General features: G+C 67.6%; 20 protein-coding genes. 11 read left to right on the plus strand and 9 right to left on the minus strand.

Annotated features, from left to right (window positions below):
* Positions 1-12: 12 nt before the first annotated feature.
* The 4 genes from GGR03_RS13095 to GGR03_RS13110 form a co-directional block, all read right to left on the minus strand.
* Positions 13-825 (minus strand): ABC transporter ATP-binding protein, encoded by an 813-nt coding sequence (locus GGR03_RS13095; protein ID WP_183208708.1) that lies wholly within the window; start codon positions 823-825, stop codon positions 13-15.
* Positions 822-2,828, minus strand: coding sequence for a Fe(3+)-hydroxamate ABC transporter permease FhuB (gene fhuB, locus GGR03_RS13100; protein WP_252920240.1), 2,007 nt, complete (start codon positions 2,826-2,828; stop codon positions 822-824). Before fhuB ends, GGR03_RS13095 begins: the two co-directional genes overlap by 4 nt.
* The gene (locus GGR03_RS13105) at positions 2,825-3,697 is read right to left on the minus strand and encodes an ABC transporter substrate-binding protein (protein WP_183208710.1); all 873 of its coding nucleotides are present in this window, start codon (positions 3,695-3,697) and stop codon (positions 2,825-2,827) included. Before GGR03_RS13105 ends, fhuB begins: the two co-directional genes overlap by 4 nt.
* A gap of 157 nt (positions 3,698-3,854) precedes the next feature.
* Entirely contained in the window at positions 3,855-6,068 is a 2,214-nt protein-coding gene (locus GGR03_RS13110) for a TonB-dependent siderophore receptor (RefSeq protein WP_246367937.1), read from the minus strand.
* A 352-nt stretch (positions 6,069-6,420) separates the two neighbouring features.
* Here GGR03_RS13110 and GGR03_RS13115 point away from each other — a divergent pair, with 352 nt between their 5' ends.
* The 9 genes from GGR03_RS13115 (at position 6,421) to GGR03_RS13155 (ending at position 16,307) form a co-directional block, all read left to right on the plus strand.
* Positions 6,421-7,341 carry a calcium/sodium antiporter gene (locus GGR03_RS13115; RefSeq protein WP_183208712.1) on the plus strand — a complete coding sequence of 307 codons (921 nt, stop codon included), beginning with the start codon at positions 6,421-6,423 and terminating at the stop codon, positions 7,339-7,341.
* Between the two features lie 115 nt (positions 7,342-7,456).
* Positions 7,457-8,410 (plus strand): sugar-binding transcriptional regulator, encoded by a 954-nt coding sequence (locus tag GGR03_RS13120; protein ID WP_183208713.1) that lies wholly within the window; start codon positions 7,457-7,459, stop codon positions 8,408-8,410.
* Positions 8,411-8,567: 157 nt separating this feature from the next.
* The gene (locus GGR03_RS13125; protein WP_246367939.1) at positions 8,568-9,884 is read left to right on the plus strand and encodes an ABC transporter substrate-binding protein; all 1,317 of its coding nucleotides are present in this window, start codon (positions 8,568-8,570) and stop codon (positions 9,882-9,884) included.
* A gap of 174 nt (positions 9,885-10,058) precedes the next feature.
* Positions 10,059-10,931: a carbohydrate ABC transporter permease gene (locus GGR03_RS13130; protein ID WP_183208715.1), complete on the plus strand. Its 873-nt coding sequence runs from the start codon at positions 10,059-10,061 to the stop codon at positions 10,929-10,931.
* 13 nt (positions 10,932-10,944) lie between these two features.
* Positions 10,945-11,775: a carbohydrate ABC transporter permease gene (locus GGR03_RS13135; RefSeq protein ID WP_183208716.1), complete on the plus strand. Its 831-nt coding sequence runs from the start codon at positions 10,945-10,947 to the stop codon at positions 11,773-11,775.
* A gap of 10 nt (positions 11,776-11,785) precedes the next feature.
* A complete protein-coding gene (locus GGR03_RS13140) occupies positions 11,786-12,787 on the plus strand; it encodes an ABC transporter ATP-binding protein (protein ID WP_183208717.1) in 1,002 nt (333 codons plus the stop codon).
* Between the two features lie 72 nt (positions 12,788-12,859).
* Complete coding sequence (locus GGR03_RS13145) at positions 12,860-13,636, plus strand: SDR family NAD(P)-dependent oxidoreductase (protein WP_183208718.1); 777 nt, start codon at positions 12,860-12,862, stop codon at positions 13,634-13,636.
* Between the two features lie 95 nt (positions 13,637-13,731).
* Positions 13,732-15,411: an FGGY-family carbohydrate kinase gene (locus GGR03_RS13150; protein ID WP_183208719.1), complete on the plus strand. Its 1,680-nt coding sequence runs from the start codon at positions 13,732-13,734 to the stop codon at positions 15,409-15,411.
* Positions 15,412-15,800: 389 nt separating this feature from the next.
* Positions 15,801-16,307, plus strand: coding sequence for a hypothetical protein (locus GGR03_RS13155; RefSeq protein WP_183208720.1), 507 nt, complete (start codon positions 15,801-15,803; stop codon positions 16,305-16,307).
* 220 nt (positions 16,308-16,527) lie between these two features.
* Here the strand turns inward: GGR03_RS13155 and GGR03_RS13160 are convergent, their stop codons facing one another.
* Entirely contained in the window at positions 16,528-16,776 is a 249-nt protein-coding gene (locus GGR03_RS13160) for a DUF6894 family protein (RefSeq protein ID WP_183208722.1), read from the minus strand.
* A gap of 203 nt (positions 16,777-16,979) precedes the next feature.
* Positions 16,980-17,354 (minus strand): DUF427 domain-containing protein, encoded by a 375-nt coding sequence (locus GGR03_RS13165; RefSeq protein ID WP_281379013.1) that lies wholly within the window; start codon positions 17,352-17,354, stop codon positions 16,980-16,982.
* A 274-nt stretch (positions 17,355-17,628) separates the two neighbouring features.
* On the opposite strand from GGR03_RS13165, the gene GGR03_RS13170 reads away from it, so the two are divergent.
* Positions 17,629-18,075: a DUF2383 domain-containing protein gene (locus tag GGR03_RS13170; RefSeq protein WP_183208726.1), complete on the plus strand. Its 447-nt coding sequence runs from the start codon at positions 17,629-17,631 to the stop codon at positions 18,073-18,075.
* A 62-nt stretch (positions 18,076-18,137) separates the two neighbouring features.
* Here the strand turns inward: GGR03_RS13170 and GGR03_RS13175 are convergent, their stop codons facing one another.
* Positions 18,138-18,317, minus strand: a complete 180-nt coding sequence (locus GGR03_RS13175; protein WP_183208728.1) for a hypothetical protein — start codon at positions 18,315-18,317, stop codon at positions 18,138-18,140.
* A 378-nt stretch (positions 18,318-18,695) separates the two neighbouring features.
* Here GGR03_RS13175 and GGR03_RS13180 point away from each other — a divergent pair, with 378 nt between their 5' ends.
* Positions 18,696-19,706, plus strand: coding sequence for a YeiH family protein (locus tag GGR03_RS13180; protein ID WP_183208730.1), 1,011 nt, complete (start codon positions 18,696-18,698; stop codon positions 19,704-19,706).
* A gap of 146 nt (positions 19,707-19,852) precedes the next feature.
* Here GGR03_RS13180 and GGR03_RS13185 read toward each other — a convergent pair whose 3' ends face one another.
* Together GGR03_RS13185 and GGR03_RS13190 are read right to left on the minus strand one after the other, a co-directional pair.
* The gene (locus GGR03_RS13185; protein ID WP_183208732.1) at positions 19,853-21,112 is read right to left on the minus strand and encodes a benzoate/H(+) symporter BenE family transporter; all 1,260 of its coding nucleotides are present in this window, start codon (positions 21,110-21,112) and stop codon (positions 19,853-19,855) included.
* A gap of 25 nt (positions 21,113-21,137) precedes the next feature.
* Positions 21,138-21,944: an enoyl-CoA hydratase/isomerase family protein gene (locus tag GGR03_RS13190; protein WP_183208734.1), complete on the minus strand. Its 807-nt coding sequence runs from the start codon at positions 21,942-21,944 to the stop codon at positions 21,138-21,140.
* Between the last annotated feature and the right edge of the window lie 4 nt (positions 21,945-21,948).

Below are 21,948 nucleotides of genomic sequence, written 5' to 3' on the forward strand. Positions count from 1 at the left end.
GCGGGGCGGCGGTCAATTGGCAACGGCCACCCCCGCGGGATGCAGGGGATGCGCCAGGATCTGCATGTCGAGCCGGTAGACCCGGTGCAGGCACTCCGGCGTCATGAAGCGGTGCACGGTCTCGCTGGCTACGAGATGGCCCTCGCGCAGCGCCAGCACGTGGTCGCAGAAGCGCGAGGCCATGTTGACGTCGTGGAGCACGACGACGACGCAGCGCCGGCCCTCGTGGGCCAGCCGGCGAACCAGCGACAGGACCTCGATCTGGTGGCTGACGTCGAGCGCCGAGGTCGGCTCGTCGAGCAGCAGGCAGCCGGCGTCCTGCGCCACCAGCATCCCCAGCCAGACGCGCTGGCGCTCGCCGCCCGACAGCGTGTCGAGGTCGCGGTCGGCGAGCTCGCGCGTGCCGGTCAGCGCCATCGCCTCCTCGGTCGCCGCCTCGTCGGCGCGCGTGAAGCGGCCAAACGGCCCGTGCCAGGGATAGCGGCCGAGCGCCACCACCTCCCGGCTGGTCAGGCCGGTGCCGGCCTGCGGATATTGCGGCAGATAGGCGATGCGCCGGGCGAACTCGCGCGCCGGCCAGTTCGCCAGCGGCCTGCCGTCGAAGGTGAGGCTCCCGGCGCTGGGGGTGGTCTGGCGGGCCAGGAGTTTGAGCAGGGTCGACTTGCCGGAGCCGTTCGGCCCGACGAGACCGAGGACCTGCCCCCCGGCGATCCGCGCCGAGAGCGGATGCAGGATTGTCGTCCCGCCGATGTCGAAGCGCACGTCCGCCAGGACGAAACCGCTGTCCTGGGCCGTGGCGCTGCCCGCGCGATTGTCCGTTGTCATGCGTTGCGTCTCTGCAGAAGCCAAAGAAGGATGGGCGCGCCGACGAGCGAGGCGACGAGTCCGGTCGGCAGCTGGAACGGGAAGGCGATGCTGCGCGCCAGCCAGTCCGCGACGACGAGGATGGCCGCGCCGGCGAGCGCCGAGAGGACCATCGCGCTCCCCGCCTGCCGCACGCCGAGGAACCGCACCAGATGCGGCGCGATCAGGCCAACGAAGGTGAGCGGGCCGACCAGCGGCGTCGCGATCGCGGTGGTCACCGCGGCCAATACCAGCAGCAGGGCCCGCGCCGTCGCCAGCGGCACGCCGAGACCCACCGCCGCGGCCTGGCCGAGCGGCAGGATCGCCAGCCAGCGCATGAACAGCAGGCCGGCGATGAGGCCGAGACCCGCGAGCGCGAAGGAAATGATCGCCGAGGCAGGCGCGATGGTCTGGGCTGCCCCGGTCATCCAGGAGAGAAGCTGGAAGGCGCGCGGGTCGCCGGCGGCGGACAGGACGCCGACGACGGCATCGAGGAGTGCCGCGAGCGCAATGCCGGCGAGCAGCATGCGCTCCGGCTGGAAGCCGCTGCGGCGGGCCAGCAGCAGGATCAGCACCAGCACGAGCCCGGCCCCGATCGTCGCCGCGACGGTGGCGCCCAGCGCCGTCTGCGCCAGCCCGGCAAACAGCGCGACGGCCATGGCGAAGGTCGCGCCGGCGCTGACGCCGAGGATTTCGGGGCTTGCCATCTCGTTGCCGGACAGGCGCTGCAGGAGGAATCCGGCGGTGCCGAGAAGCAGCCCCGCCGTCGCCATGGCGAGGACCCGCGGCCACCGGAACGGCAGGATGTCGGCCATGCCGGCGGTCGAGAGGATTTCCCAGCCGCCGCTCGGGGTGCGCCCCACGAACAGGGCGACCACCACCAGCGCCAGGACGGCGCCCGCCAATATGAGCGGCGCGGCATAGGTGACGGCGGGCGAGCCTCGGATCCCCCGCGGCGAAGCCATCGCCTCGACCCGCCGCATCCGCGCGGTGACCCGCGGCAACAGCCAGAGCAGGATCGGCGAGCCGAGCAGCGCCGTCACGGCGCCGGTCGGCAGGAAGTCGGCGGCGGCGCCGGCCAGAAGCTGCACGGCAAGGTCGGTGATCAACAGCAGCAGCGCGCCGACGGCGGTGGCGCTGGCAAAGCGGCTGGCAAAGCTGCGCGCCCCGGCGAGCCGCACCAGGATCGGCGCGACGAGACCGATGAAGCCGATCGATCCGACCGCGCTGGTGACGAACGCCGCGAGCAGCACCGCGAGCCCGACGGCGCGGAGGCGCAGCGTCGAGACGTTGAGGCCGAGCCCGCGCGCCGCCGCCTCGCCGAGATCGAGCACCGCCAACGGCCGCACGAGCAGCAGCGCGAAGGGCGCGACGATGGCGAGGCGCAGCGCGAGATCCATCGTCGGGTCCCAGCTCTGCTGGCTGAGCGAGCCGGCGCCCCAGACGAAGAGGCTGGCGAGATAGCGGCTTTCGACAAGCGTCAGGCTGGCCGCCAGCGCCCCGCAATAGAGGCTGACGAGCAGACCGGAGAGGATCAGCGAAACCGGCGAAAAGTCCTGCCGCCGGCTGAGCGCGAAGACCAGGGCGGCGGCAAGGCCCGACCCGGCCAGCGCCACGACGTCGCGACCCCAGCCGAACATCGCCGGAAAGAACAGCGTGACGATCACCAGCGCCAGCCGCGCGCCGGCATCGATGCCGAGCGTCGTCGGCGAGGCGAGCGGGTTGCGCAGCGCCTGCTGCAGCAGCGCGCCGGAGGCGCCGAGCGCCGCGCCGCAGAGTAGCGCCATCGCCAGCCGCGGCAGGGTGGCATAGACGAGGACCATCCATTCGGCGTCGTAGCCGGCCATCTTCCCGCGCCAGAGAACCGGGAGGCTAGGGCCGAGGAAGACGGCGCCGAGCCCCAGCGCCAGCAGCGCCATGACGAGGACGAGCCCCTCGGCTCCCCCCAGCCGGCCCGTGCGCGACGCTGCGGCGAGCGACGTCACGCCGCCTGCCTTTCCAGTTCGTCGAGCAGCAGTGTGGCGAGGCGCCGGGCGGTAGCGACGCCGCCGAAGGCCGCGACGGTCGGCAGGATCGGCACCGGGCCGCCGTCACGCCGCAGCGGCAGCGAGCGCCACAGCGGGCTGTTTTCCAGGACCCGCCGGACGTCGTCCGGCATGTAGTCGGCGACCGCCGTCGCCTCGCCGATCTCGGCAAGCCGCTCGACGCCGATCGTCGCAAAGCCCCAGAAGATCCCCTCCCCCTGCCAGGCATTGCGCAGCCCCAGCCGGTCCATCACGTCCTGCTGCATGCCCGGCCGCGCATAGACCCGCACGTGCCGCGGATCCATGAAGGACAGCATCACGATCGGCTTGTCCCGGAACCGCCTTGCCCGCTCGACGCAAGCCGCGAAGAAGGCCTCGGTGTCGGCGAGATACGCCTCGGCCTCCGCTTCGCGCCCGAGCAGCGTTCCGAGGCGGCGCATCGCCTCCAGGGCCTTCGGCAGCGGCGAGCCGCCCTGCGAATAGATCGCGAAGCGCTCGACCGGGGCGATGCGGCTCACCTGCGGCTCGGTCATCGCGGTGAATTCGGTGGTGACGATCAGGTCCGGCTTGAGCGCGGCGAGGAGCTCGATATTGGGCGCGAGCCCGGTGCCGATGTCGACCGTGCCGGCCGGCAGCGGCGGCGCGCCGACCCATTTCAGCCATTCGTTCGCGTCGGCGAGCGCGATCGGCGGCACGCCGAGCACGATCATCTGCTCGGCCAGAGCGAAATCCAGCGACGCGACGCGCAGCGGGGCGGCGAGCGCCGACCCCGAACGCAGAACGAAGGGCGCCGCGAGGAGACCGCCGAGTACCGTTCGCCGGCTCGCCATCATCGAAACGCCGCAACCGGTTCGGGGCGAGCTGGAAGGAGACTGATGATCGGACAAAGGCGGTACCCGTCACGAGATTCCGGCAAGGCGCTGCGCGCGGAGAATGGGCTCGCTGCGGCTGACGCGGGGAGCCGTCGGCTGCCCGCTCGGCCGTCCCCTACCAGCGGATCGTCGCCTTGCCGGTGATGCGGCGTCCCTCGCCGTAGAAGCAGTAGAAGTCGGCATTGCCGCAGGAGGCGACGTATTCCTTGTCGAAGAGGTTGCTGGCGTTGACCGAGACCTCGTAATTGTCCCGCTCGTAGCTGAGGACCGCGTCGACCACTGTCGCGCTCGGCACCTTGAAGCTGTTGGCGTCGTCACCGTAGCTCGAGCCGACATAGCGAACGCCGAGGCCGGCACCGAGCCCGTCGAACATCGAGCCGTTGCGGATCGTGTAGTCGGCCCAGCCGGCGACCGTGTGGCGGGGGATCGTCGTCGGCGTCATGCCTTCGAGGCCGCCATCAGGGTCCTCGGTGATCTCGGCGTCGAGATATGTGTAGGCAAGCCGCAGGTTGAGGCTGTCGGTGAGGCTGGTGACGCCCTCGAGCTCGAAGCCCTGCGAGGTGATCTGCCCGGTCTGGCGCGCCTGGAAGCTGCCGCCCACCGCATCGAAGCGGATCGCGTTGTCGCGTACGATCTCGAAGACCGAGGCGGTCAGAAGCGTGTTCCAGCCCGGCGGTTCGTACTTGATGCCGGCCTCGTACTGATGGGATTCTTCCGGCTCGAAGAGCGTGCCCGACGCGCTGACGTCGAGGGGCGGCAGGAACGATTCCGAATAGGTGACGTAGGGCGCGATGCCGTTGTCGAAATTGTAGATCAGGCCGACGCGGCCGGTGAAGGCTTCGGCGTCCTTTTCGGCATCGACGGCGCTGAGGAAGTCGCTGTCGGGCCGCTCCAGTCCGGTCGTCGCCCAGTCGTAGCGCCCGCTCAGGACCAGCGAGAGCCGGTCGAGCTTGATCTGGTCCTGCAGATAGAGGCCGGTCTGGGTCTGGTCGACCGTGTTGTCGTAGTAGTTGCCGAAGCGGGTGACCGGGCTGCCATAGACCGGATCGAAGACGTTGATCGGGTCGGCGCCGTAGAGGTCGACGGTGTCCGTGTAGCGGGTCTTGCGGTAGTCGAGACCGCCCAGCACCGTGTGGCCGAGGATGCCCGTGTCGAATTCCGCCTGGACCTGATTGTCGATCGAGAACGTATCCAGGCTGACGTCGCCGGTGCCGCCGGAGCGGGCCAGCAGGCCGGCCGCCTCGTCGATATAGCCGCCGCCATAGATGCTGGCCTCGTCATGGCTGAGGCCGGCATAGCGAGCATTCTGGCGGAAGGTGAAGGTCTCGTTGAACTGATGGCTGAACTGATAGCCGATCGAGCCCATGTCGGTATCGTAATAGTCGAAGTCGGGCTCGCCGAGGAAGCGGCTGTTCGGGATCCGCCGCCCGTCGTTGTCGGTGAGCGTTCCGGAGGCCGGCATGAACTGCAGGCCCCAGCCGGCGCGGTCCTGCTGGTAGTTGGCGGAGACGGTCAGGTTGGTTTGCGCATCCGGCTCCCACGACAGCACCGGCGCGATGAAGAAGCGGTCGTCGTCGACCGTGTCGACCTGGTTGTCGGAGTTGCGGGCAACGCCGGTGATGCGGAATCCGAACGGGCTGTTCTCGGCGGCGGGACCTCCTAGGTCGAAGCGCCCTTCGAGCAGGCCGAAGCTGCCGCCGGAAATCTGGACCTCGCGCAGCGGCGCGTCGGTGGGCTTCTTGCTGACATAGTTGATCAGGCCGCCCGGGCCGTTCTGGCCGTAGAGCACCGAGGACGGACCCTTGAGGATCTCGATGCGCTCGGCGCCGTAGGGATCGAGGCAGAGGAAGTTGATGATCGACGACGACGGCAGCCGCAGCCCGTCGAAGAAGGTGGCGTTGGCGGTGGAATCGAAGCCGCGAATATTGAAGCCGCCGCAGCGCGTGTCGGCGCCACCGGTGATTTCGGGCGTCACGCCGGCCGTGTAGCGGGTCGCCGCGCGGATGCTGCGCGCGTCCTGGCGCTCGATCTGGTCGCTGGTGACGACGGAGATGGACTGCGGCGTCTCGATGATCGGCGTGTTCGTCTTCGTCGCGCCGGCGCTGCGCGTCGCGAGGAAACCCTCCTGCTCGTTCGCCTCGCCGGGCCCCGTCCCCTGCCCGATCGGATTGCCGTTCTCGTCCAGGGTCACGGTCACCGTGTCCAGTTCGATCACCTCCTGGGCGATCGCCGTCTGAAGCGACGGAACGCCGAACAGGACGGTCGAGGAAAGCATCACGCCGCCAAGGCGGCGAACAAGTTGGCCGTTGATCCGGGTGCCGAGCGACATGGGAAATCCGCTTACAAGAGTTAATATGAGTGCGATAGTCCACTTATCGGAAGCGGGGAAGCGGTCGTGGCGCAGGAGTGGCTCCCCTGCGGCCGACTGTGTTGCAATTGCCACATGCGATTGCGGATAGACGGACGGGCATCCCCGACTGCGACACGCGGAGCGGGCGCATTTGCACTGGCGCGCCCCGGGAGACCCCAAGCCGCGCCGAATTCGCCGATAGCAGGCAGTGATCGCCCCAGCTCGACGTCCGCTCGGCATCACATCCAGTTTAGGTGGCAGCCATCTTGCAGGCGTTGCTGCCCGTGCACATCTGGCGCCGGGGCCGGATCAACCGCCCGGGGGCGACGACGTGGATTATCTTCTTCTACTGGCCGGACTGGTCGGCCTGTTTCTGGGTGGCGAAGCGCTGGTGCGCGGCAGCGTCGGCATTGCCCGCCGCATGGCGATCCCGCCGCTGCTGATCGGCCTCACAGTCGTCGGCTTCGGCACCTCGACGCCGGAGCTGCTGGTGTCGGTCGATGCCGCCTGGCGCGGTTCGCCCGACATTGCCCTCGGCAACATCGTCGGCTCGAACATCGCCAACATCCTCCTGATCATCGGCCTGTCGGCACTGGTCTGGCCGATCAAGGTCATGGGCGCGACGCTCAAGCGGGACACCGCCGTCATGACGCTGGCGGCGCTGGCGCTGGTGCCGATCTTCGCGCTCGGCGATATGGGCCGCCTGTCGGGCTTCATCCTGTTTGCCGGCCTCGTGGCCTATCTCGTCTGGGCCTATGTCCAGCCGGGCGAGATCGTCGTGGAGGAAGAGGGCATCAAGCCGCCGGCCTCCGCCCTGATCTCGGTCCTCTGGGTGATCGGCGGGCTGGTCGCGCTGATGGCCGGGGCGCGCTTCCTGGTGGACGGCGCGGTCTCTATCGCCCGCGACTACGGCATCTCGGAAGCCTTCATCGGCCTCACCATCGTCGCCGTCGGCACCTCGCTGCCGGAACTCGCGACCTCGCTGATCGCCGCCTTCCGGCGCCAGTCGGAGATCGCCATCGGCAACATCGTCGGCTCGAACATCTTCAACATCCTCGGCATCCTCGGCGTCACCGCGATGATCGCGCCGATCCCGGTGGCCTCCCGCTTCCTCACCTTCGACCTGCCGATCATGATCGCGCTGTCGCTGGTGCTGACCGGCCTGCTGCTCACCCAGAAGGTGATCGGACGCGGCGTCGGCGTGGCGATGCTGGCGGGTTACGGCGCCTATGTGTGGGCCGCGCAGGGCTGACCGGGGCTCTCGGGCGCGGCGGCGCCCGGATCGGCGGGCCGATGTCTGTCCGTAGCGTCGGCGCCGGGAACGACTTATGTTCCCGGCCCATGGCATGGCAGGGAACAGTCTGAGGATGGCGCGAAGGGCCGATGACGACAGCCGGCTCGACGACGCGGCCCGCGCGGGCTGGCTGTATTACGTCGCGGGCAAGACGCAGGACGAGATCGCCCGGACGCTGAGCATCTCGCGCCAGAGCGCTCAGCGGCTCGTCTCGCTGTCGGTCACCGCCGGCCTCGTCAAGGTGCGCATCGACCACCCCATCGCGGCGTGCCTCGACCTCGCCGCCCGGCTGCGGGAGCGCTATTCCATCGGCTTCGCCGAGGTGGTTCCTTCAGATCCCGCCTCGGCCTCGACCACGCTCGGCATCGCTCTTGCCGGCGCTGCCGAAATGGAGACCCGGCTGCGGCAGGCGGACCCGCTGGTCATCGCCATGGGCACCGGCCGGACGCTCAAATCCGCCGTCGAACACCTGCCTCGCATGGACTGCCCGCAGCACCGCATCGTTTCGCTGACGGCGAACATCACGCTCGACGGCTCGGCGGCGATCTACAACGTCATCTTCTCGATGGCCGACCGGATCCGCGCGGCGCACTACCCGATGCCGCTGCCCGCGGTCGCATCGTCGAGAGAGGAGCGCCTGCTGCTGCACGAACAGAAGGTGGTGAAGTCGACCCTGGCTTTGGCCGCGCAGGCCGACGTCACCTTCGTCGGCGTCGGCGACGTCGGGCCGGATGCGCCGTTGGTGAAGGACGGCTACGTCACGTCGGACGAGATAGCCTCGCTCCTGCGCGATGGCGGAATCGGCGAGATCGTCGGCTGGGTGTTCGATCGCGACGGCCAACTGCTCGACTGCTCCTTCAACCAGCGTGTCGCGAGCGCGCCGCTGCCGCCGACATCGAAGGGTGAGGTGATCATGCTCGGCATGGGGCCGATAAAGACCCCGCCGATGCGCGCGGCGCTCAAGGGCCGCCTCGTCAACGGCATCGTCACCGACCAGGCGACGGCGATCGCCCTTCTCGACGACTGAAACCACCCTTCCCGCATGATCGCATCACTGCCGGCACGCGCCTCCCGCGTGACGGGATGGTGCGCTGCGGCATGCAATTCGTTTGACAGCGCGGGCATCGAATGGGAATTTGCTCGCGTAATGAAGAATTGCTCACGTGGAGCTGGGAGGCTTTATGATGTTCCGCCGTGCTTTAGCCACAGGTGCCATTTCCCTATTCGCGTTCGCCGGCGCGGCCGGGGCGCAGACGACGCTGACCATCGCCACGGTCAACAATGGCGACATGATCCGCATGCAGGGTCTGACGCAGGACTTCACCGACAAGCATCCCGACATCGCCCTGAACTGGGTGACGCTCGAGGAGAACGTGCTGCGCCAGCGCGTCACGACCGACATCGCCACCTCGGGCGGCCAGTTCGACGTGATGACGATCGGCACCTACGAGGTCCCGATCTGGGCCGGCAACGACTGGCTGCTGCCGCTGGAAAATCTCGGCGACGACTATGACGTCGACGACATCCTGCCGCCGATCCGCGAGGCTCTGTCGTCCGATGGCAAGCTCTTCGCCGCGCCGTTCTACGCCGAGAGCGCGATGACGCTCTACCGCACCGATTTGTTCGAGGCGGCCGGGCTGGAAATGCCGGAGGCGCCGACCTGGGAGTTCATCGAACAGGCCGCCAAGACGATCTCCGAGGCCAATGACGACGTCTACGGCATCTGCCTGCGCGGCAAGCCGGGCTGGGGCGAGAACATGGCCTTCCTCGGCTCGATGGCCCGCTCCTACGGCGCCAACTATTTCGATGCTGCCTGGCAGCCGCAATTCGATGGCGAAGGATGGAAGACGGCAGTCGCCCAGTATGTGCGGATGCTGACGGAATACGGCCCTCCGGGTGCTGCCTCCAACGGCTTCAACGAGAATCTGTCGCTGTTCAACCAGGGCCGCTGCGCCATGTGGATGGATGCCACCGTCGCGGCCTCCTTCGTGACCGATCCCGACGAAAGCCAGGTGGCCGAGAATGTCGGCTTCGCGCCGTTCCCCTGCGGCATCGAGAACTGCCCGAACAGCGGCGCCAACTGGCTGTGGGCATGGTCGCTGGCGATCCCGGCGGGCTCGCAGAAGACCGAGGCCGCCGAGACCTTCATCGGCTGGGCAACGTCGAAGGCCTATCTCGAGCTCGTCGCCGAGAAGGAAGGCTGGGCCAGCGTGCCCCCCGGCACCCGTACCTCGCTCTACGAGAACGAGGCTTACACCAGCGCGGCACCCTTCGCCGAAGCGACGCTCAACGCCATCGACAACGCCGATCCCTCGATCAAGGACGACAAGCCCTATGTCGGCCTGCAGTTCGCGGCGATCCCGGAGTTCCAGGGGCTGGGCACCTCGGTCGGCCAGCAGATGGCGGCAGCCGTCTCGGGCAACATGAGCGTCGAGCAGGCGCTCTCGGCGGCCCAGCAGGCTGCTACCCGCGAGATGACCCGCGCCGGCTACATCAAGTAATTGCCTCCCGAGCAATTACCGAGGGGCGTCCCCTTTCGAGGGGGCGCCTCGCCCAATCTCCCGAGCTGATGCTTTCGACGACGTAGACCGCCGCGCCCCCTGATGCCGCCGCCCGTTCCGGGCGCGTGCCGGGGAACGCATCTCGAACGCCAGTCCCAGGCAGGGAACACGCCGATGGCGACACTCCAGACGAAGTCGGCCGCGCGCCTGATGATGGCGCCCTCCGTGATCGCGCTGCTGATCTGGATGATCGTGCCGCTGTCGCTGACGCTGTATTTCTCGACGCTGAACTACAATCTGTTCAATCCCGCCGAGACGCCGTTCATCGGCCTGATGAACTACCGCTTCTTCCTGTCGGACCCAGCCTTCCTCACCGCCCTGCAGAACACCCTGACGCTGGTGGTCGGCGTGCTGATCATCACGGTCGGCGGCGGTATCCTGCTCGCCCTGCTGCTCGACCAGGCCTTCTACGGCGTCTCGGTCGTCCGCCTGCTGGTGATCGCGCCGTTCTTCGTCATGCCGACCGTCGCGGCGCTGGTCTGGAAGAACATGATGATGAACCCCGTCTACGGGGTGATCGGGCAGTTCCTGGAATTCGTCGGTATCGGCGCGATCGACTGGTTTTCGAACGCGCCGCTGACGGCCGTGATCATCATCGTCGCCTGGCAGTGGCTGCCCTTCTCGACGCTGATCCTGCTCACCGCCCTGCAGTCTCTGTCGGAAGACCAGAAGGAAGCCGCCGAGATGGACGGCGCCAAGGCGCTGTCGATCTTCTGGTACATCACGCTGCCGCACATGGCCCGCGCGATCACCGTGGTGATCCTGATCCAGACGATCTTCCTCCTGTCGATCTTCGCCGAGATCTACGTGACGACGAGCGGCGGGCCGGGCCTTCAGACCACCAACATCCCGTATCTCGTCTACAGCCAGGCGCTGCTGCAGTTCGACGTCGGCGGCGCATCCGCGGGCGGCATCGTCGCCGTGGTGCTGGCCAACATCGTCGCCTTCTTCCTCGTCCGCCTCATCGGCAAGAACCTCGACGCGTAAGGGAGACAGGATCATGGCCCGCGCAGTCTCCACCCGCCGCAAGATCGGCTTCACCGTCCTCGGCTGGACGGTCGGCCTCCTGATCTTCTTCCCGGTTCTCTGGACCGTCCTCACCTCGTTCAAGACCGAGCTCGCGGCGATCTCGATCCCGCCGCAATGGGTCTTCTTCGACTGGACGCTGGAGAACTACGTCGAGGTGCAGGAGCGCTCGAACTATTTCCGTTTCATGATGAACTCGGTCTATCTGGCGCTCGGGTCGACGCTGGTCGGGCTGATCTTCGCCGTCCCGGCGGCCTGGGCCATGGCCTTCTCGCCGACCAAGTCGACCAAGAACATCCTTTTGTGGATGCTCTCGACCAAGATGCTGCCGGCCGTCGGCGTGCTGGTGCCGATCTACCTGATCTTCCGCGACATGGGCCTGCTCGACACGCGGACCGGCCTGATCGTCGTCCTGTTCCTGATCAACCTGCCGATCATGGTCTGGATGCTCTACACCTATTTCCGCGAGATCCCGGTCGAGATCCTCGAGGCGGCGCGCATGGACGGCGCGACGCTGATGAAGGAGATCACCCAGGTGCTGGCGCCGATGGCGGTTCCCGGCATCGCCTCCACCGTTCTCCTGTCGGTCATCCTTGCCTGGAACGAGGCGTTCTGGACGCTGAACCTGACGACGACCAACGCCGCCCCGCTGACCGCCTTCATCGCCTCCTTCTCCAGTCCGCAGGGCAATTTCTACGCCAAGCTCTCGGCGGCCTCGACCATGGCCATCGCGCCGATCCTCATCATCGGATGGTTCTCGCAGCGCCAGCTCGTGCGCGGCCTGACCTTCGGCGCCGTCAAGTAGGAACCTCGCCATGAGCGCCATCACCCTTCGCAACGTCAGCAAGAGCTTCGGCGACGTCGTCATCATCCCGGGCCTCGACCTCGACATCGCCGACGGCGAGTTCGTCGTCTTCGTCGGCCCCTCCGGCTGCGGCAAGTCGACCCTGCTGCGGCTGATCGCCGGGCTCGAGGACGTCTCCGGCGGCGAGATCCGGATCGACGGCCAGGACGTCACCGCCGTCTCGCCCGCCAAGCGCCAGCTGGCGATGGTGTTCCAGTCCTACGCGCTCTATCCGCACATGAGCGTGCGCGCCAATATCGGCTTTCCCCTGAAGATGGCCGGCCAGTCCAAGGCCGAGATCGCCAAGCGCGTCGAGGAAGCGGCGGCGACGCTCAACCTCACCGACTATCTCGAACGCCGCCCGCGCGACCTCTCCGGCGGCCAGCGCCAGCGTGTCGCCATCGGCCGCGCCATCGTGCGTCAGCCGAAAGGCTTCCTTTTCGACGAGCCGCTGTCCAACCTCGATGCCGCGCTGCGCGTCAACATGCGGCTGGAACTCTCCGAACTGCACCAGCAGCTGCAGACGACGATGATCTATGTCACCCACGACCAGGTCGAGGCGATGACCATGGCCGACAAGATTGTGGTGCTCAATCGCGGCCGGGTCGAACAGGTCGGCTCGCCGCTGGAACTCTATGCCCGCCCCGCCAACCGTTTCGTCGCCGGCTTCATCGGCTCGCCGCGGATGAACTTCCTCACCGGTGCCTATGCCAGCCAGTTCGGCGCCCCGACGGTTGGCGTGCGGCCGGAGCACCTGGCGATCTCCAGCACGAGCGGCCTGCTGAAGGGCACGGCGGGCGTCTCGGAGCATCTCGGCTCCGACACCTTCGTCCACGTCAAGCTCGACAGCGGCGAGCAGGTGAACGCCCGCTCGCCCGGCGACTACCGGGTACGCCATGGCGACCCGGTCTGGCTGACGCCCGAGGAAGCCCACATCCACCGCTTCGACGAGCAGGGGCTCGGCATCCGCTGACACCCGCAATTGCCGGCTCATGACTCCGCCGGCAGTAGCGGGATGAATCGAACTGCAACAGGATCGCAGGAAATGTATCTCGAAAAATTCGATCTGACCGGCCGGATCGCGGTCGTCACCGGCGCCGGACAGGGCATCGGCGAGGCCTGCGCCACGGCTTTGGCCGAGGCCGGCGCGACGGTGGTCGTCGCCGACATGGACGCTGCGCGGGTCGAAGCCTGCGTCGCCCGCCTCAAGGAAAAGGGCTATGCGGCCCACGGCGCGACGATGGACGTGACCCGCTCGGCCGAGGTTGCGGCACTCGCCGACAAGGTCGTCGCCGATCACGGCCGCGTCGACATCCTCGTCAACAACGCCGGCGTCGCCAAGTCCGACGTGCGGGCCGAGGACACCAGCGACGAACACTGGCGCTTCCACATGGACGTCAATCTCGACGGGCTGTTCTGGTGCTGCCGCGAGTTCGGTCGGAAGATGCTCGAGGCCGGCTCCGGCTCGATCGTCAATATCGGCTCGATGTCCGGCTTCATCGTCAACAAGCCGCAGCCGCAGAGCTTCTACAACGCCTCCAAGGCGGCCGTGCACCATTTGACCAAGTCGCTCGCGGCCGAATGGGGCCAGCGCGGCGTGCGCGTCAACGCCGTGGCGCCGACCTATATCGAGACGCCGCTGACCAAGTTCGGGATCGAGGAAGACCCCGACATGTACAAGGTCTGGCTGGAGATGACGCCGATGGGCCGCGTCGGCCAGCCCGACGAGATCGCCTCGGTCGTGCATTTCCTGGCCAGCGACGCTTCCAGCCTGATGACCGGCTCGATCGTCTTGGCCGACGGCGGCTACACCTGCTGGTGATTTGATCCGCCGGCCCTTCGCCGCTCCTCCCGAGCTGTGCTACCCCGTCCCTCGCGCCCGCAAAGCGCGGGGGATTTTTCGTCGGGAGACTGGGCATGGGCGAGGCATTCATCGGCGTGGACGTCGGCACCGGCAGCGCGCGCGCCGGAATCTTCGACCGCGAAGGCCGGCTGCTCGGCACGGCGAAACGCGATATCCGCCTCTGGCGCGACGATCACGGCCTCGTCGAACAGTCCTCGGCCGACATCTGGGCCGCGGTGGTCGCCTCGGTGCGCGAAGCAATGGAGAAGGCCGGGACAGATCCGGCTTCGGTCATGGGTCTCGGCTTCGACGCCACCTGCTCGCTGGTGGTCGTCGGTGTCGACGGCGAGGGCCTGCCGGTCGGCCCGTCCGAAGACCCCGAGCGCGACATCATCGTCTGGATGGATCATCGCGCGCTCGACCAGACGCGCCGGATCAACGAAACCAGGCATCCGGTGCTGCGCTATGTCGGCGGCGTCATCTCGCCCGAGATGGAAACGCCCAAGCTGCTCTGGCTGAAAGAGAAGCGACCGGAGGTCTTCGCCAAGGCGGCGCATTTCTTCGATCTTGCCGACTATCTCTCCTGGCGCGCCACGGGGAGCCTTGCCCGTTCGGTCTGCACCCTCACCTGCAAGTGGACCTATCTGGCCCATGAGGCACGCTGGGACCCCGACTATTTCCGCACCGTCGGGCTCGGGGAGCTGGCCGAGGAGGACTTCGCCCGCATCGGCGCCGAGGTGGTCGACATCGCGACGCCGCTCGGCAGCGGGATCACCCCTGCGGCAGCCGCCGAACTCGGGCTGCCGGCGGGAACGCCGGTCGGCGCACCGGTCATCGACGCGCATTCCGGCGGTATCGGCACGTTGGGCGGGCGTCGGCCGGACGGCAGCGCCGCCGAGCCCTCGGCCGAGCTGGCGCTGATCATGGGCACCTCGTCCTGCGCCATGGCGGTGACGCGCGATGTCGCCTTCGTCGACGGCGTCTGGGGTCCGTACAAGGACTCCCTGCTGCCCGGCTACTGGCTGCTCGAAGGCGGCCAGTCTGCCTATGGCGCGGCGCTGGATTATCTCGTGGCATTGCATCCGGCCTTCGCCGCTGCCAAGGCGGCCGCGGCCGGCGAAGGCCGTTCGGTGCTCGACCATCTGGAGCGGCGGGCGATCGAGACCGCCGGGTCGATCGAGGCGGCGGCCCGGCTGGCCGGCACGCTGAACATCGTTCCGGAATTCCTCGGCAACCGCTCGCCGGAGGCCGACCCCAACGCCACCGCCGTCATCGCCGGCCTCGGCCTCGAGACCAGCGAGGCGAGCCTCGTTCGCCTTTTCGTCGCCGGGCTTTGCGGCCTGTCCTACGGCACCGGCCAGATCGTCGAGGCAATGCGCGACAAGGGCGTCGGCCTCGGCACCATCGTCGTTTCCGGCGGGGCGGCTCGGTCGCCGCTGCTGCGCCGCATCCTCGCCGACGCGACGGGGCTCAAGGTGGCCCTGCCGCAGACTCCCGAGCCGGTCCTGCTCGGCGGCGCCATCATCGGGGCGGTGGCCGCCGGCGCGTTTCCCGACATCACCCATGCCGCCGCGCAGATGTGCCGGGTGGGCGACGAGATCGCGCCCAATCCCGATCTTGCCGCCTTCCACGCCCGCAAGCGCCGCGCCTACGAGATCCTGCAGCGCGCCGAGCGCAAGATCCGCGCGATCAACGTCGCGGCGGCTGGCGAGGACGGGGTTCGGTCATCGGCGGCGACGGCGGCGAGAGGCTGATCGGCCCGGCGGAACAGTCAGCGGCAGACAGGAAAGGCTGCTCCGCCTGAGGCCGGCGGGGTTCGGCAGCTCGGTGCGGCCGGTGCTTTCCTCGACCGCGCTCGCACCCGCCTCCCCATCCGTCTCCAGTCGGCCGCCGCCGTCTGGTGGGCATCGGGATCGGGCGCCCGGATCGATCTTGATCAGGGTGCCTGGCGGCGAATGAAAGGATCCTGGTCCGCGCCTTCGCCATCGTCGAAATCGGCACGGCAGGCGCAGATACTCGGGAGCGAAGTTGGCGTCTGCGCATTTGTGGCTGACGATGCACGGTGAGCCCCTGCTGTTGAGGAACCTTAAAGCCCTCTATCGCAGATCCCGGAGCGGAAGCCGGACATGAGCCCTGTTGGCTCATGCGGCAGGAACGCCTGGAGCAGCAGGACTCACCGCACCCGCACAGCCTGAGCATGACGCGCGGCTGGCACAGCAGAGGCAGACGAATGACGGCCAAGCGACTGTTGCTGAAGAATCTGCGCCTCAGCGTCATGGACAACTCGTCAGCCTATGCTTTCTCCATAACCATCACCGGCACCTACGCGCTCCTCGCCACGATCGCAGCGCCGGGTCCGCTCGAGATCTTTGCCGGAGCCGGAGGCGCGGTATGCGCGTTCATGGTCGCAGAACTGCTGACGCTGCTGCTGCTCCGCGAAGACCCGCAGCGGTCCGACACGGTCAAGCTGCTCGGGCGGATGCTCAACCTGCTGTCGGTGGGCTGCGCGATGGGTGCGGCGTATCTGTGCGGCCTTCTGATGGACGGGCCGCTCGGCTGGCTGGTGGCCGGCTTCGTCGCAAGCCTGATCTTCATCTTGCTGGAAGGGCTGGAACTCGCTCTGGCCGAGGCGAAGGAGAAGGGCGCCTGACGCAGGCTTGAGCGCAGACGGGCACGGGCGGATCTGCGGCCAGCGCATCGTGAGCGAGTGGTTGCAAGTCAGCCACGCAGATGATCGAAGCACCGCTGCCGGTGGCACGGCTGACCGGAACGGCCCCTTGCCGATGGAGCATCGACGTCCGGCATCGGCTTCGACGACCACATCCGGCCGCACGGATCGGAGCGCCGCGGGAAGCCGGTCGCACGAGTGGCTAACGCTCGGGTCCGTCCAGCCAAGCTGCGTCGACCGTGAGAGAGGCTCGGTAGATCTTCCTCCCGGTCTCGTCCCGGACCAACACGACGATCGTGTGGTGCTCGTCTCCCAGGATCAGATCCCTGGCGAGATCCGGAAGTGCATCCACCGCGGCGTTCCGGATGGCGTCGCGCGATGTGCATTCGATACCGGTGTCGTCCCGGCTCAGATCGTCCTGATCCTCAATGTCGAAATAATACCGCGGCATCAGGCCTCTCCGGATGCTCCAGGCATCTCGGGATGCAATTCCGGGGCACCGATCTTGCTCCCAGGAAACTCCAGTAAATCGTTCGCCGCCTATCGGCGCTGGTCGGGAATAAGGCGCGGCAAAGCGGCCGAACCCGGCAGTCCATCTCACTGGGAGATGTTCGCGAACGGTCCGGCCTCTGCTTCCTTCGCCTTCGGCGGCAGTCAGTCGACGGTGATGTTGAACGGGTTGGGGTCGAAGCCGAAATGATCGAGGAGCGGCTCAGTCTCCCCTTCCGGCATAAGGAACATCCAGACAGCATTCTCTAGTCCGCCGCCTGACGCGGTGACGGACCAGAATTTCATCTCCCGCCCGCCGAGACCCGGACCGGTACCGGTCTCGACCAGATGCTCCGTGTAGACGTCCCGGCGGGGCACGAAATAGACCGGCGTTTCGCCGAGTCCGTGAACGAGAAGCGCATCCCTGGTAGCGGCCAAGACGGCGTCGTGCCGTCGAACCACGACGGGACGTGGCTCGCGTTCGATGCGAAGCGACGTGGCTGTTGACCCGCCTCGGGTCTGTCCGGGTAGCTCGTCCATGAGAACCTCCAATGCTTCGACCGTAAGTCGATATTCAGCGGTTGGTTCCGGGGCCGGTGTCCGAGGGAAGGCCAAGGCGCGCCGCCGGATGACGGGGGCAACGGCAGGAGCACCGCGCAGCGGTCAAGCAGCGATCCGGCACCGTCTCCCGGATCGTTGCTCCGGTTCCGTCCGCCGGCAGATCGCGCTGCCCAGGGCGTAACGCCTCAGCCGCCTTCCGGAACAGATGGGTCCCTCCGGGCCTTTCCTGTCCACCAGACCCAAGGAGAACCTCATGGTCACGACAGTCGGTACCGAAAACACCTTCGAGAAACTCGTTCAGAACCTTCTCATCCTCGAGCACGACGCGATCGCGGCGTACGAATCCACGATCGAAAAGCTGGATGATCCCGCCTCGAAGGCGAAGATCGCCGAGTTCAAGGCGGATCACGAAAGCCACGTGGCCGAATTGACCCGCATGGCAGGCGCCATCGGCACGGCGGCGCCGCAGGAAGGCGACGCCAAGCAGTACCTCACCACGGGCAAGATCGCGCTTGCTTCCATCATCGGCGACAAGACCATTCTCAAGGCGATGTCGACGAACGAGATCGAGACCAAGATGGCTTACGATCACGCGGCCAAGAACGATGTCGCGACGCCGGAGGCGCGCACCTTCTTCCAGAAGGCCTACGCCGACGAATCCCGCCACAAGGAATGGATGGACGCGGCCGCGGCCGCCTGAGGCGCGGAGGAACCCGTCGGCCGACGCCGGCGGGTTCCTTCTTTATGGCGTCGCCCAGCGGGCTACGGGCCCCCTGCCACCGAATCCATAACGACCATCACGAGGTCATCGAGATTGACCGAGCCGTTGATCGTCACCTTGTCCTCACTCGCCTCGACCCTGAGCTTCGAGCCGCCGTTTTCCGCCTGACGCCGCAGCTCTTCGACGATCGCCTTGCGCACATGACGCGGGCCTTTACGCATCCTGAAACTCTTGTATAAGACATAATATGTGGTTGTCTGCGACAACCACGGCAAGAACGTTGCGCTGCTCCGCGGGCGGGGCGCATTCCGCGGTGAAACCATATGCCAGATCGTAGGAGATGCCGCGGAACGAGGCGAGAGGCGCGTCGATGGCCGGGACGCTGCGCTTGGGTCTTCGACCTGCTGCCGGACGGCCGGCTCACCAACGGACCAGGGAGCCCCGGATGAGGTTTCCGGTCGAGCTCCGGCCGGCGGAGGGCGTAAGCCTCGGTCACGCGAGAGTCAGATCCACCGCGAGGCCCTGAGCGCCCCGCATCTCCTCCGCCGCGGCCGAATCCCGGCCCCGCCTCCGCTCCCTCCAAGCCCACAGGCAAGCCGATGTCCGAACCCTCAATGTCTGCCGCTCAGGGCCGCTATCGACCGCTCTTTGCGGGCATCCTGCTGGCGCTGACGGTCGCGACCGCCGCACGCTTCGTCGCCGATCACTACGGCGCGCCGGTCATGCTGTTTGCCCTTCTGATCGGCATGGCGTTCAACTTCCTCGCCGTCGACCCGCGCTTCAAGCCGGGCCTGGAATTCTCCTCCAAGAACCTCCTGCGCATCGGCATCGTGCTGCTCGGGGCGCGCATCACCACCAGCGACATAGCCTCGCTCGGGCTTTCGACCTTCGCGACGGTCGTCGGCCTCATCGCCCTGACCATCGGCACCGGCTTCGTGTGCGGGCGCATCTTCAACAAGCAATGGCGCTTCTCGCTGCTCACCGGCGGCTCGGTGGCGATCTGCGGCGCGTCCGCCGCGCTGGCGATCGCTTCGGTCATTCCCCACAACGAGAAGACCGAACGCAATCTCCTCTTCACCGTGGTCTCGGTGACGACGCTGTCGACGATCGCGATGATCCTTTATCCGATCCTCTTCACGGTGCTGGGCCTGACGACCAGCCAGAGCGGCTTTCTCGTCGGCGCGACGATTCACGACGTCGCCCAGGTCGTCGGTGCCGGCTACTCGATTTCGACGGATGTCGGCGACGTCGCGACGATCATCAAGCTCCTGCGCGTCGCCATGCTGCCTGTCGTTCTCGTCATCATCGTGCTGGCCCTCGCCGGCCAGAGGCGCGGCGGGACGGGATCCGTGCGCCTGCCGCTCTTCGTCGTGGGTTTTGCCGCCCTGACCGCCATCAACAGCCTGGGGCTCCTGCCGGCCGTCGCCGCCAAAGCCGCCGTCGACCTGTCGGGCTGGCTGCTGGTCGTGGCGATATCGGCGCTCGGGGTGCGCACCAACATGAAGGACATGTTGCAGCTCGGCTGGCGGCATGTCGCCATGGTCGTCACGGAGACGCTGGTTCTGCTGATCCTGGCGATCGCCGCGGTGGAGATCGGCCTCGCCGGCTGATCTGGCCGGGTGCGCACCGGTACGGTGGCGGTCACGGCGCCCGCCGCGCGATTGGTTGCGCACGGCAAAGCGGAACCGAGTTGCCGCGCGTCGAGCCCGCCTCCGTCCGGAAGCGGGCTCTGCGTGTGGCGAGAGGGCAGCGTCGGTCAGGCCGGCCGGGGCGCGGCGCGCTCCTGGACGACGGAGGGACGCTCGACCAGCATCGAGACGGCAGCACCAGCCACCAACGCCCAGAACGGCGCGCTGATGCCGAGGATGGAGATGTTCGACATCGCGACCACCAGGGCAACGAAGGCCCCGATCTGATAGCCGGCGCCCTTCGTAAAGGCCGACTGGAAGGCCATCAGCAGGACGTTGATCATCGCAAGGCCCGCGACGGCGCCGATAAGCGGTGCGGGCAGCGCCAGGATCAGCGGAACCAGCAGGCCGGCGAAGATGCCGAAACCGGCGAACAGGATACCGTTGATCACGGTCGCCGCATAGCGGCCCTGCCTGTCCTCGCCCGCTTGGTCGGAGGAGCAGATAGCCGTCATCGGCCCGGCGATGTTGGCGTTATGGCCGCCGAGAAAGCCGGCCAAAATGCCGCCGACGCCGGAGATGATCGTCATCGCGTTGATCGGCGGACGATAGTCCTCGGCCAGGAGCACGCCGGTCGCCTGGGCATTCTCTGCGCCGACGACCAGGATCGCCAGAGGCAAGGCAATGGCGAGGAAGGCGTCGAGCGTGAACCGCGGTGCGGTGAATTCCGGCATGACGAAGCTGATGCCGGCCTCGGCCGTGCCGAAGGAGCCTGTCGCCCACACGGCGATCAGGCCGACGACCAGCGCCGAGAGCACCGGCGGAACGACCTTGGTGAGGCGCATCGACAGGAAGAACGCCAGCACCGCGGCGCCGACCACGATCGGCAAGGTCCCCACAGCCGTCACCGCGCCGGTGCCGAAGCGGATCAGCGCCCCGGCGATCATCGCCATGACGATCGGCATCGGCAGCCATCGCATGACTCGGCCAATCAGCCCGGTCACGCCCAGGAAGAGAACGATCACGCCGGCCATGATGAAGGCGCCGACGGCCTGATCGAAGCTGAACACCGCCAGCGACCCGGCGACGAGGGCGGCGCCGGGAATCGAATAGGCGCCGGTGATGGGCATCTTGTAGTGGAGGGCCATCAGCAGGCTGATCAGCCCGCCCAGCCCGTAGATGGCGAGAAGCCACGCCACGGTCTGGCCGTTGGTGAGGTTGCCCGCCCCTGCCGCCCCGATGACGATCAGGGCCGGTCCGGAGCAGCCGAAGATCGCCGCGACCAGGCCGGCGCTCGCCGTCTTGACGTTGATGCGGCTCGGCAGGTCGCGGAGCCCGGCGGCGATGCCGGGCCCGGGCTCGATCCAGTGTCGTTCTGTCTTTTCCATCCCGATTCCTCCCAGGGAACGATGCTCAGCGTCCGGCGAACGCCGGTTTGCGCTTTTCATGGAAGGCCTCCACGCCTTCCTTGAAGTCTTCCGATTGCCGCAGGCGGCTGTAGTTCAGCCCCTCCAGCTCGATGGCGGTGGTCAGCAGCGCGTCATCGGTGTCGTTGAGGAGCTTCTTGGCCGTGCGCTGGGCGAGCGGCGAGAAGCCGCGCAGTTCCTCGACGAGGGCGCTCACGACGGCCTCGAGCTCCGCGTCGGCGACGCATTCGGTGGCGATGCCCCAGTCGGCGGCCGTCTGCCCCGAGATCCGCTTGGAGCGCATGACGATCTGCTTGGTGCGGGTGATGCCGACGATCTTCTGCAGCCGTGCCGATCCGCCGGAGCCGGGGATCTGGCCAAGCTTCTGCTCAGGCAGGGCGTACTGGCAGGTCTCGGAGGCGATCCGGAAGTCGCAGGCGAGCGAGATCTCGAAGCCGACGCCGAACGTGTAGCCGCGGTTGGCGGCGATCACCGGCTTCGAGCAACGCGCCGGCGCCGCGATGTTCCACGCGAGCTTGGAGACGTGCTCCGGGCTCGCTTCCAGGAAACCCTTGATGTTGCCGCCCGAGGAGAAATGCTCGCCGGCGCCGGACAGGACGATGACGCGGACGCGCTCGTCCTCGTCGAGCGCCTCGAAGACCAGCCGCAACTGGTCGCGGGCGCCCATTGAGATGACGTTGTAGGGCGGGCGGTCGAGCACGATGTCGGCGCGCTCGGCCGCGGCGTCGATCGTGACGCTGAAGCCGTCGAGATCGGCGAGACGGGGATCGGAGAAGTGGGCGGTCTGGCTCATGATG

The organism is Aurantimonas endophytica (genome assembly GCF_014196845.1).
GTDB lineage: Bacteria > Pseudomonadota > Alphaproteobacteria > Rhizobiales > Rhizobiaceae > Aurantimonas > Aurantimonas endophytica.